Annotated in this window: 12 protein-coding genes; 7 read left to right on the forward strand and 5 right to left on the reverse strand. The window is 60.5% G+C overall.

Features of this window, described 5'->3' with window-relative positions; translation table 11 throughout:
- Positions 1–522 (forward strand): ketopantoate reductase family protein (locus ABR948_RS23370; RefSeq protein WP_428122620.1); only part of this gene is annotated, 522 nt, incomplete at its 5' end.
- Between the two features lie 131 nt (positions 523–653).
- Here the strand turns inward: ABR948_RS23370 and ABR948_RS23375 are convergent.
- A complete protein-coding gene (locus ABR948_RS23375) occupies positions 654–857 on the reverse strand; it encodes a cold-shock protein (RefSeq protein ID WP_423862575.1) in 204 nt (67 codons plus the stop codon).
- 385 nt (positions 858–1,242) lie between these two features.
- On the opposite strand from ABR948_RS23375, the gene ABR948_RS23380 reads away from it, so the two are divergent.
- Complete coding sequence (locus ABR948_RS23380) at positions 1,243–2,415, forward strand: autotransporter outer membrane beta-barrel domain-containing protein (RefSeq protein ID WP_428122643.1); 1,173 nt, start codon at positions 1,243–1,245, stop codon at positions 2,413–2,415.
- 39 nt (positions 2,416–2,454) lie between these two features.
- Here the strand turns inward: ABR948_RS23380 and ABR948_RS23385 are convergent, their stop codons facing one another.
- Positions 2,455–3,498: a LysR family transcriptional regulator gene (locus ABR948_RS23385; RefSeq protein WP_428122624.1), complete on the reverse strand. Its 1,044-nt coding sequence runs from the start codon at positions 3,496–3,498 to the stop codon at positions 2,455–2,457.
- 49 nt (positions 3,499–3,547) lie between these two features.
- On the opposite strand from ABR948_RS23385, the gene ABR948_RS23390 reads away from it, so the two are divergent.
- Genes ABR948_RS23390 through ABR948_RS23400 form a run of 3 tightly spaced genes read left to right on the forward strand, consistent with a single transcriptional unit; the run spans position 3,548 to position 5,364 of the window.
- Positions 3,548–4,174: a hypothetical protein gene (locus ABR948_RS23390; RefSeq protein WP_428122627.1), complete on the forward strand. Its 627-nt coding sequence runs from the start codon at positions 3,548–3,550 to the stop codon at positions 4,172–4,174.
- Positions 4,161–4,769, forward strand: coding sequence for a GNAT family N-acetyltransferase (locus ABR948_RS23395; protein WP_428122629.1), 609 nt, complete (start codon positions 4,161–4,163; stop codon positions 4,767–4,769). Before ABR948_RS23390 ends, ABR948_RS23395 begins: the two co-directional genes overlap by 14 nt.
- A 13-nt stretch (positions 4,770–4,782) precedes the next feature.
- The gene (locus ABR948_RS23400) at positions 4,783–5,364 is read left to right on the forward strand and encodes an isochorismatase family protein (RefSeq protein ID WP_428122631.1); all 582 of its coding nucleotides are present in this window, start codon (positions 4,783–4,785) and stop codon (positions 5,362–5,364) included.
- 31 nt (positions 5,365–5,395) lie between these two features.
- On the opposite strand, the gene ABR948_RS23405 is transcribed toward ABR948_RS23400, so the two are convergent.
- Complete coding sequence (locus tag ABR948_RS23405) at positions 5,396–5,569, reverse strand: hypothetical protein (RefSeq protein WP_428122633.1); 174 nt, start codon at positions 5,567–5,569, stop codon at positions 5,396–5,398.
- Between the two features lie 27 nt (positions 5,570–5,596).
- On the opposite strand from ABR948_RS23405, the gene ABR948_RS23410 reads away from it, so the two are divergent.
- Positions 5,597–5,773, forward strand: coding sequence for a hypothetical protein (locus tag ABR948_RS23410; protein ID WP_428122635.1), 177 nt, complete (start codon positions 5,597–5,599; stop codon positions 5,771–5,773).
- A gap of 62 nt (positions 5,774–5,835) precedes the next feature.
- On the opposite strand, the gene rnd is transcribed toward ABR948_RS23410, so the two are convergent.
- Both rnd and ABR948_RS23420 read right to left on the reverse strand, forming a co-directional pair.
- The gene (gene rnd / locus ABR948_RS23415) at positions 5,836–6,987 is read right to left on the reverse strand and encodes a ribonuclease D (protein ID WP_428122636.1); all 1,152 of its coding nucleotides are present in this window, start codon (positions 6,985–6,987) and stop codon (positions 5,836–5,838) included.
- Positions 6,988–7,396: 409 nt separating this feature from the next.
- On the reverse strand, positions 7,397–8,875 hold the full coding sequence (locus ABR948_RS23420) for a protein adenylyltransferase SelO (RefSeq protein WP_428122638.1): 1,479 nt from the start codon (positions 8,873–8,875) through the stop codon (positions 7,397–7,399).
- Between the two features lie 226 nt (positions 8,876–9,101).
- Here ABR948_RS23420 and aspS point away from each other — a divergent pair.
- A partial coding sequence (gene aspS, locus ABR948_RS23425; RefSeq protein WP_428122641.1) for an aspartate--tRNA ligase occupies positions 9,102–10,654 on the forward strand: 1,553 nt, incomplete at its 3' end.

Genomic DNA, 10,654 nt, shown 5'->3' on the forward strand with positions numbered 1-10,654 from the left:
CCAGGCCATGCTCACCACAATGGGATGGAGATGATCCGGTTCGGCGCCTTTGCCGGGCTACCGAAGCAGTTGCTGCAGGCTGCGGCCAAGATCTGGGAGTCCGCCGGCTTCAAGGTCACACTGTTCGACGACATCAAGCAGATGGTCTGGGAGAAGCTGATCATGAACGTAGCCTTTTCCGGGACCTCGTGCACGACCGGACTGACGGTCGGCGAGATTCTCGGCGATGCCGACGCCTGGAGCGTGGCCCGGGGCTGCGCCGAGGAAGCGATCGCCGTGGCCAAGGCCTCCAAGGTCAGGATCGACGTCGGCGACCCGATCGAACATATCCGGAAGCTGGGCGGCAAAATTCCCGATGCGCGTCCCTCGATGCTGCTCGACTATAGTGCCGGCCGCCGCTGCGAGGTGGAGGCCATCAATGGCGCGATCCCTCGCCTGGGCAAACCGCTGGGCATAGCCACGCCGGTCAATGATACGGTCGTCGGTATCATCCGGGCGCGCGAACGCCGCATGCTGGCGTAGTGGTCAAGGCTGAATCGTCGTGGACGGGAGGCCGCCGTCAGCCGGGATCCGTCGGCATAGGCGAGGCCCACATAAAATCCCCCGGCGCGGGCCGGGGGTGCATCGATCGCTTGCGCGGATCGGGGCGAAGCTTAAGAGACCTTGAGATTTTCCGCAGAAGTCTTGCCGCGATTTTCCACAAGATCGTATTCAACAACCTGATTTTCGTTGAGGGTAGAGAGCCCGGCGCGCTCGACCGCCGAGATATGGACGAACACGTCCTTATCGCCGGCCATCGGCTTGATGAACCCATAACCCTTCGTCGGGTTGAACCACTTGACGGTGCCTTTTTGCATCGCCTGTCTCCTGGTCTAGACATAAAAAAGACGCGGCCACGCTTTTCGCGTGCCACGCCACAAGCGGGCTTCCGGATGTCTGCTCAATTTCCTAGTCGCGAAACGCACAGTCGAACGGCCTAAATCCGATTGTGCCTGGTATTGCAACACGAAATTTGCGCGTTAGCAAGCTTCTGGCGCGGCTTGGGAAATCAGTTAAGCGAAGAGTTCGCCCGATGGACCTGCCCCTGGCCAACTGTGGCGGCAGAACAACAATGCCCGGTAATTGCCCCTTGGCGGCGGCCATCAGCGATTGACGCTCCCTGGGAACTGGGGGCAAATCGATCGAGGACGACAGGGATCGGGCATTCCTGTCGGGCAGGCAGTCCGGTTGGGAATAGCATTCATGTGCTGCGCGTCGCGGTCTTCGCGAGCAATAGAAACCGGGGTCGCCTCGAGGCTTGCAAGGGCCGTCGCCGTCGTGTTCGTCCTCTTGATTGCGGTTGCGTCATCGGCTCAGGCGCAAAGTCCTTCGCCGAGCCCTACGCCCACGCCGACCCCCAGCCCTTCGCCAACCCCGATACCGACCCCTTCACCGACGCCGCTTCCGACCTCGACGTCCATTAATTCCGATCTGTCGGCCGGTGCGGCGGTGATGAACCTCGGCAGCAGCTTCCTGGAGCGGCTAGGAAACCAGGCGACCAACGGGTTCGGTGCGGCGTCCCGGGGCAATCCAGGTGGCGGCGGTGCCTCGGCGGCGACGGACGAACCGCGCTATCGGACCTGGGGGGAGGTGTACGGGATATCTGTCAGGAACGGTGCGCAAGCCAATTTTGTCGGCGATCAGCGCCAGACCACGGGCGGCGTGGCCGGTTTCGGCGCCCGCCTTGCACCCGGCGTCAATGTCGGATTCTCGGTTGATCAAAGCCGTACCGCCATTGACGTTCCGCTGGCGCTGCAGTCGGCGACGCTGGATCTCACCCAGTTCGGCTTCAACGCCTCGGTGGACAAGGGGCCGTGGACCTGGGCCATCGCGCTGGTCCATGGCTTTGGAAAAGTCAGCTCCAGCCGGGACACCGGTTTTGGCACCGCCAGCGCCGGATACAACGCCCAGATCGACGGCGCGCTCACCGAACTCAGCTACTACTGGAATATGGACCAGAGCCGGATCGTGCCGAAGGCCGCGCTCGAATATACCCATGCTTCGACCGGCGCGTTTCAGGAGGTCGGCGGTCTCAATCCGGAGATGGCGACCGGCGCAACCCTGGAGCGCTCGCGGATCCTGCTCGGCGCCGAGATCGGACATTACTGGATCGTCGATCAAAAAATTCTGGACCTGTCCGCCTACGGCAAGTTCGTCGACAATGTCTCGCAGAATTTCAGTTCGATCATCGTCAGCCTCGGCCCCGAGAGCATCGCGGTGCAGGGTATCGGCGAAAGCCAATATGGCGCGGATGCCGGCGCGTCGGCGTCGCTGAGCCTGACCAACACGGCGCGTCTTTACATCAATTATGATGGCAAATTTCGCGCCGCGATGCAGTCACACCAAGGGACTGTCGGCGTTGAGCTGAAATGGTAGCGGTGGGCAAATTCGGAGCGGCCGGGCTCTCGCCAGAAGTCAAGTCGGATTGCTGGCCGCATATCCCTGCAGTCCGAAACTCACTCTCGATCCGTTCATCAGGGACGTAAGACTGTTGGGATGGATAAACTCATCCCGAAAGCATGCATAGACCTTGGGGTCGAAGATGCTTTTCAGCCAGTTGATTACGATCTTGTGGCGATCGGAGTTGCGAAATTCCTTATGGTAGGTAAGCCACAAATCCATATGATAATTGATCCCGAGATCGATTGCGACGAGGTTCGCGCCGACCGCGATTGCTGACGTCGGCAGAAATCCGATCCCGGCGCCCCGTTCAATGGCATACAGAACCGCGACGCTGGAATTGGTCGATATGCCGACTACCCCATCCAGCGAATCCAGTCCCAGGATTCGTGCGTAACCGGTCTCGTCGAGTTGCACACCGTGTTGCTTCACGATCCGATGATTCTTGAGGTCCGCGATGGATTCCGGCAGCCCGTAAGCGTCGCGATATGCTTCCGAGGCAAACGTGTAAATGTGAAGCCTGCCGAGCTTCGCAACGATAAGGTCCGGATTTGTCGGTCGCTCAAATTGAATCGAGATGTCGGCTTCCAGGCGCGAGACGTCGGCCTGTTCCATCGCGCAACGAAGGTCCACCGTAATCTTTCGGTAAGTTTTTTGGAAATCGATTAGCCTGGGCAGGACCCAAAAATTCCCGGGCCCCTCGGTCACGGCGACGCGCACCGAACCGTTTATGTCGGTCGATACCGACGCGCGGCGGAAGATATTAAAGCTGAGACGTTCCATCTGCTCGACATCGAACAGCAATGCCCGTCCTTCGTCGCTTAGCGACAAGCCCGATTGGTCGCGCAAGAATAATTTGAATCCCAATTCCTCTTCGAGTCTGTCGATCTTGCGCATCAGTGTCGTACCGGTCAGTCCAAGGACTTCCGCGGCGTTCCTGAAACTCTGATGTCGCGTGCAAAGAAGAAACGCGCGCAAGTCCTCCCATGACGCCTTGAGAGGATCTTCGATCTTCTTGCGCTGCAATGGCGCAGCACCCCGATGCAAATCTTGCGGCATACCCGCTATCCCCGTCAGGTATGATGTTCGTACAGGGGTGGGACCTTAAATGCAGAAAGTGTTTCGAGGAAGCGTTGATTTGGCGGCTCGGCACGAGTTGGACCGGCTTTCGCCAACCTCCGCTATCACCGTAAGTCTGGCGACGGGTGGGCAACTGGCGGATATGGTTGCGATCGCCAGACGGGAAATCCCCGGGGTTAAGGTCTCGGAAGCGGGCCTCGCTCAATTTTTGCGTGACGACCCAGAATCGATTTTTGCGTTCCAGCGGGCGGGAATCCTGCTCGGTGGGATCGCATTTCTCTATCTTAATTGCCGGGGGCACGACGCCCTCCTGCTGGACGACCTCGATCTTGGGAACCCCAGCCGTGAGTTTTTGGCGCGCTCTGATGAGGAGGTATCGGCGATTTATGTATGGGCCCTTGCCGGCTACGGACGCGCGGTTGCCGGACTGGGAAACGTCGCGCAGTATCTGAGAAAGCCGCGGTTCATCAACGCCGATTATCTCGCCCAGCCATCGACGGCGGCGGGCCGCGATTTGCTGATCGCCTTAGGTTTCAGTCCTATACCGAGCTTCCAGCCCGACCTCTGGCGTTATGAGCGACCCTGGAATCGTCTTTTCCCGCACATGCCGGCCCCCATTGTCTCAGCAGGGAGTTTCGCAGATGCATGGCAGTAAGCTTCCATCCTCGGCTAACCCGATCCCGCGCTCGATTTCGATCCGCATCGCGCGCGATCCCAACGACCTGATGCTGGTGACCGCGATCCGCGCCGCCGTCTACCTGGCCGAGCAGGATTGTCCGATCGAAGAAGAGTTCGACGGCAACGATCTGGTCGCGGCCCACTTCATCGGATTTGTCGGATCTGAACCTGCGGGCTGCCTTCGGGTGCGATTTTTCGGCGAATTCGCCAAGGTCGAACGGCTGGCGGTGCGTCATCAGTTCCGGCGCTCGCGGGTGTCATTCAAGCTGGTGCAGGCCAGCGTCGCTTACATCAAGCGCAAGGGATTTCGGAAAATCTACGGTCAGGCGCAGGACCGTCTGGTGGATTTCTGGGCGCATTTCGGCGCCAGGCCGCTCGGCCATAACCGCAAGATCACTTTTTCCGATTTCTCCTATACCGAAATGGTTCTCGACCTCGAGCCGGACGTCGATGCCATCACGCTCGATAGCGATCCGTATGTGATCATCCGGCCGGAGGGCGATTGGGACAGGCCGGGCGTTCTCGACATTTCATCGGGCCGTGCGGTCACTTCTCCGCTGCGCACGGCATGAGTTTTGGCAAAGCATGATCCTCAATCAAAAAAAAGCGGCCAGTATGCTTGACGATCCACCGATCCTGGTATGCGCCGATCTTCAGGTCGAGTACCTGACGGAAGGCCGCAGCCACTTCATCGCGGACGCCGAGGCGATTACCTCGCGATGCCTCCAGCTGATGACCCTTTGGCGCCATAATCTGTGGCCGGTCATGCATCTGAAACGGGTCGCCCAGGCAGCGTGGTTCAATCCGGCGTCGAATCTGACCGATTGGATTGCGGGTCTCAAGCCGAGGCCGGGAGAGCTTACCTTCGAGCACCCATTGCCGTCGGCATACAGTTCGGCGCGGTTCGCAGAATACATGTCGAACATGAAAAGCATTCGCTGCGTGTTGCTGGGGTTTTCTCTCGATGAAACCATTCTGTCGACCGTCGTTGACGGGTTTCACCGCAGCCATCGGTATCAGATCGTCGGCGATGGTGTGGCCTGCAAACACCCCGGCGCCGGCGACGCCGCTTCCTACAAGCAGGCGGTCGTCAAAGTAATCGGCATTTACGCTGGAATCCAGGACAGCGCCGATCTTATCGAGGAAGGCAGTGAAATCGAAGTATGACTGAAATTTTAAACCGTCGCCGTGATGGCGACTACTTTGCGAGCCGTTCGGCGAGTTCGATGAGGAGGCGCCGATCGGAAGGATCCTTGATTTTCCTGAATGCGACGACGAGCCGTAAACCTTCGACGACGTTCAGATCAATTTGATCATCGAGAACCAGCCGCAGTAATTTATCACCAGGATAATCTGAATGGTCAGTGCTCACCGCAAAAACTCCAGAAGCGAGTAACAGATGACGACCATCGAGGACGATCTTAACGATCTGGCGATCACCGTCTCAACGGCGATCGAAAAGGCCAACCAGCTAAAGCTTCCTACCAGCGCTTATATTCTATCGATGGTCTTGGTGGAAGTATGGGAAGCCACGAAAGCCGCCGAAGACAATGTAACGGATAATGCGGCGCAATAGCATTTGTACGCCGCGCTTCGGCCAATTCGCGGCGTAATGAAAAATTACGCGCGGCAGGGCAATTAGTTGTTTCGGTCGACCCTTACAACCCGGCCTTTTTCGATCGCGAGCGCCAGCCGGCCATGCTTCAACGATAGGGCCGCTTCGCCAAACAGCTCGCGGCGCCAGCCGCGCAAGGCACCGACATCGGCATTGTCATCGGCCGCGATCTGTTCGAGATCGTCGACGGTCGCGATCACCTTGCTGGCGACCGCGTGACGTTCGGACGTCATCCGCAGCAGGACTTTCAGCAGCTCGACGATCGCGGCACCGTTCGAATTGCCACGCGGCTTTTCGATCTTCGGCAGCGTCGCGGGATCGCGTGCAATGCCGCGCTGCACGGCGGCGACGATATCGCTGCCCCATTTCGACCGGTCGAAACCCTTTGGCAGCGAGCGTAAACTGGCGAGCCGCTCAAGGCTGGTTGGTGCATGGGTGGCGATGTCGCCGACCGCGTCGTCTTTCAGGACCCGGCTGCGCGGAACGTCCCGGCTCTGCGCCTCCTGTTCGCGCCAGGCGGCGACTTCCATCAGCACCGCAAGCTCCTTGGGCTTGCGCACCCGCGTCTTCAGCCGCTCCCACGCGCGCTCCGGGTGAAAATCGTAGGTCTTCGGCGAGGTCAGAACTTCCATTTCCTCGCTCACCCAGTCGTTGCGGCCGCGCTTCTTGAGATCGGCGTCGAGTGCCGCGAATACATCGCGCAGATGGGTGACGTCGGAGACCGCGTAGTGCATCTGGTCTTCGGTCAGCGGCCGGCGCGACCAGTCGGTGAAACGGTGGGTCTTGTCCGGCCGGTGGCCGGTAATGCGTTCCACCAGCTGGTCATAGGCGATGGAATCGCCGTAGCCGAGTACCATGGCCGCGACCTGGGTATCGAAGATCGGGTGCGGAACGATCCCCGCCTGATGCCAGACGATCTCGATATCCTGACGGGCGGCGTGGAAGACCTTCAACACCTTCTCGTCGGCCATCAGCTCGAAAAACGGCTTGAGATCGATACCCTCAGCGAGGGTATCGATGACGACCGCTTCCTCCGCGCTCGCCATCTGCACGACGCACAGCAGGGGATAATAGGTCGTCTCACGCAGGAATTCGGTGTCGACGGTGATGACCGGGTGCTTGGCGAGGCGGGCGCAAACAGCTGTCAGTTCGGAAGTGGTGGTAATCAGATCCATGAACGGTCCATAACGCTTCTAGAACGGCGTTCTGCCGAAAGCGCTGATATGTCAAGGGTCTTGCGGCGAATTCAGCCTTGCATTTGCGCCGGACGGCAGCCTTCGCCGCGACCAACGCTTTGCGGCCGCGCCCGATCGCGGCTCCCGATCCCGTCGAAACGCTCGCTTTGGAAATGGCAGCGGTCAGGTGTTGCCGATGCGCCGGCCAGGCGGTCGCCGTGAGGAAGGAACCGCAAGCACGATGACGCAAAGCGCGAGCATCGCAAGTCCGATGAATTCAAATACCAGCCCGTCCACAGCAATCTCCCGGAACAATCCGGTAGATTTGGAGCCAAGCCGTTGATCACTTGTTAATTTCTGGCGGCATCCGCCGTCCGCCACGCCGAATGTTGGACGGAAGGTTAACGTTTCACGTTCCGCAAAACGTCTGCAGCACGCGTTGGTGCGGCTCAGGCGGGTCGGCATAGCGCTCGAACGCCGGCTGGTCTTCATAGGGCTTTGACAACACCTTCAGAAGCTCCTCGAAGGGGGAGAAGTCGTCGCCGTTCACGGCGGCCTGGATAACCGCTTCGACCCGGTGATTGCGGGGAATAAAGGCCGGATTGACCGATCGCATGGCGGTCCGCCGCGTGGCGGGGTCCTGCGGTTCGTCGCTAATCCGTTGCCGCCAGCGTATCGCCCATTCGTCATAGGCGGCGGGATCGGCGAACAATTGGCCGATATCGCGATCAGCCGCGGCATCGAGCGCGGCGTCGCCGAGGCGCCTGAACGTCAGGGTAAAGTCAGCCTGGTTGTTGGCCATCGCGCTCAGCAGGTCCTGCGCGAGCGCCGGATCGCCGTCGCGCGCCGTAAACAGCCCGAGTTTTGCCCGCAATCCGGACTGATAGGCGATGTCGAACTTCTCCGCGAAATCGGCGAGCGCGGTCTGCGCTTCCGCTATCGCTTGGTCCTGGTCGCTGGAAAACAGCGGCAACAGGCATTCGGCAAGTCGCGTCAGGTTCCAGAGCGCGATCCGCGGCTGGTTGGCATAGGCATAACGGCCTTGCTCGTCGATCGAAGAAAACACCGTCGCCGGATCATACTGGTCCATGAAGGCACACGGGCCGTAATCGATGGTCTCGCCGGAGATCGAGCTGTTGTCGGTGTTCATGACGCCATGGATGAAGCCGACCAGCAGCCAGCGTGCGACCAGCTCCGCTTGCCGCGCGATCACGCCTTGCAGCAGGGCATGATAGGGGCGCTCGGCCTGGGCGGCTTCCGGATAGTGCCGGCTGATGACATGGTCCGCCAGCTGCCGCACGCCTTCGATGTCGCCGCGTGCCGCAAAATACTGGAACGTTCCGACCCGGATGTGGCTCGACGCGACGCGGGTGAGGACGGCTCCGGGCAGTACCGTCTCGCGCATCACATTCTCGCCGGTCACAACGGCGGCGAGCGACCGGGTGGTCGGAATTCCCAGTGCCGCCATCGCCTCGCTGACGATGTATTCGCGCAGCACCGGACCAAGCGCGGCGCGCCCATCGCCCCGGCGTGAAAACGGCGTCGGGCCTGAACCTTTCAGCTGAATGTCGCGGCGCACCCCGTCAGCGTCGATCACTTCGCCGAGCAGGATGGCGCGCCCATCGCCGAGCTGCGGCACGAAATGCCCGAACTGGTGACCGGCATAGGCCATCGCGATCGGGTCCGCCCCGTCGGGAACACGCTTGCCGGCGAGGATTTCAGCTCCCTCCGGGCTCGAGAGCCGGTCGGGATCAAGACCGAGATGGATGGCCAGCGCCCGGTTCAATTTGATCAGCCGGGGCGAGGCGACCGGTGTCGGCGCCACCCGCGCAAAAAAGCCGGCCGGCAGCGCCGCGTAGGTGTTCTGGAAGGGGAAATGGACCGTCATGGTGCTCAAGATAGGCATGCGCCGGAATTAGACAATTGATTTGCCGCGATGCCGGCAAAGTCCGGTGCTTTTGCGTCATTTTTCGGCTTTGGGGTCATTCCCGAAGGGCCAATTTCAGCCTGCATTCGGTTGCCGCGCCTGAAAGGCTCGGGTAAACCCTCAGCCTCTTTGCGGGGTAGCCTCTGGCCCCCGATTCGATCCTCCGACATCTGTTTTTAGGGCATCCATGCATCGTTACCGGTCCCACACCTGCGGCGCGCTCCGTGACAGCGATATCGGCCAGAGCGTTCGTTTGTCCGGCTGGTGCCATCGTATTCGCGACCATGGCGGGTTGCTGTTCATCGACCTGCGCGACCATTACGGGCTGACGCAATGCGTGGTCGATCCGGACTCGCCGGCGTTCAAGGACGCCGAAAGACTGCGCTCGGAATGGGTGGTGCGGATCGATGGCAAGGTGCGCCGCCGTCCCGACGGCACTGATAATCCGGAATTGCCGACCGGCGCGGTCGAGCTTTATGTCAGCGAGATCGAGGTGCTTGGTCCGGCCGGCGAACTGCCGTTGCCGGTATTCGGTGAGCAGGAATATCCTGAGGACATAAGGCTTAAGTACCGTTTCCTCGACCTTCGTCGCGAGAAACTGCACCAGAATATCATGACCCGCGGCGCGATCGTCGATTCCATGCGCAAGCGGATGAAAGAACAAGGCTTCTTCGAATTCCAGACCCCGATCCTGACGGCGTCGTCGCCCGAGGGCGCGCGCGATTTCCTGGTGCCGTCACGGATTCATCCGGGCAAGTTCTACGCGCTGCCGCAGGCGCCGCAGCAGTACAAGCAGCTGCTGATGATGTCCGGCTTCGATCGCTATTTTCAGATCGCACCGTGTTTCCGCGACGAGGATCCGCGCGCCGACCGCTTGCCTGGCGAGTTCTACCAGCTCGATCTGGAGATGAGCTTCGTCGAGCAGGACGATGTTTTTGCGGCCGTCGAACCGGTTATCACCGGGGTGTTCGAGGAGTTTGCCAAGGGCAAGCCGGTCACGCAGAACTGGCCGCGAATTCCGTTCGCGGAAGCCTTGCGCAAATACGGCAGCGACAAGCCGGATTTGCGCAATCCCATCATCATGCAGGACGTCTCCGAGCATTTCCGCGGCTCCGGCTTCAAGGTCTTTGCGCGCATGCTGGAAGACCCCAAGAACCAGGTCTGGGCGATCCCCGGCCTAGGCGGCGGCTCGCGCGCGTTTTGCGACCGGATGAACTCCTGGGCGCAGGGCGAGGGCCAGCCCGGGCTTGGCTACATCATGTGGCGCGAGGGCGGCGAGGGGGCCGGTCCGCTGGCCAACAATATCGGCCCGGAACGGACGGCGGCGATACGCTCCGCGCTCGGATTGAAGGAGGGCGACGCGGCGTTCTTCGTCGCCGGGGATCCCGACAAGTTCTGGAAATTTGCCGGATTGGCGCGAACCAAACTCGGTGAAGAATTGAACCTGATCGACAAGGAACGGTTCGAACTCGCCTGGATCGTCGACTTTCCGATGTACGAATACAACGAGGACGACAAGAAGGTCGACTTCTCGCACAACCCGTTTTCGATGCCGCAGGGCGGCCTCGATGCGCTCAACGGGCAGGACCCGCTGACCATCAAGGCGTTTCAATATGACATCACCTGCAACGGCTACGAGATCGCCTCCGGCGGTATCCGCAACCATCGGCCCGAGGCGATGGTGAAGGCGTTCGAGATTGCCGGTTATGGCGAGAAGGACGTCGTCGAGCGTTTTGGCGG

Origin of the sequence: Bradyrhizobium sp. (genome assembly GCF_050014615.1) — a bacterium.
In the GTDB taxonomy this organism is placed as follows: domain Bacteria; phylum Pseudomonadota; class Alphaproteobacteria; order Rhizobiales; family Xanthobacteraceae; genus Bradyrhizobium.

What these genes read in the sequence shown, in the direction of transcription:
- ABR948_RS23410 (WP_428122635.1), top strand. Translation starts at nt 5,597, where the DNA reads ATGACGACCATCGAGGACGATCTTAACGATCTGGCGATCACCGTCTCA.
- ABR948_RS23385 (WP_428122624.1), bottom strand. Translation starts at nt 3,498, where the DNA reads ATGCCGCAAGATTTGCATCGGGGTGCTGCGCCATTGCAGCGCAAGAAG.
- ABR948_RS23380 (WP_428122643.1), top strand. Translation starts at nt 1,243, where the DNA reads ATGTGCTGCGCGTCGCGGTCTTCGCGAGCAATAGAAACCGGGGTCGCC.
- ABR948_RS23390 (WP_428122627.1), top strand. Translation starts at nt 3,548, where the DNA reads ATGCAGAAAGTGTTTCGAGGAAGCGTTGATTTGGCGGCTCGGCACGAG.
- rnd (WP_428122636.1), bottom strand. Translation starts at nt 6,987, where the DNA reads ATGGATCTGATTACCACCACTTCCGAACTGACAGCTGTTTGCGCCCGC.
- ABR948_RS23395 (WP_428122629.1), top strand. Translation starts at nt 4,161, where the DNA reads ATGCATGGCAGTAAGCTTCCATCCTCGGCTAACCCGATCCCGCGCTCG.
- ABR948_RS23375 (WP_423862575.1), bottom strand. Translation starts at nt 857, where the DNA reads ATGCAAAAAGGCACCGTCAAGTGGTTCAACCCGACGAAGGGTTATGGG.
- ABR948_RS23400 (WP_428122631.1), top strand. Translation starts at nt 4,783, where the DNA reads ATGATCCTCAATCAAAAAAAAGCGGCCAGTATGCTTGACGATCCACCG.
- ABR948_RS23420 (WP_428122638.1), bottom strand. Translation starts at nt 8,875, where the DNA reads ATGACGGTCCATTTCCCCTTCCAGAACACCTACGCGGCGCTGCCGGCC.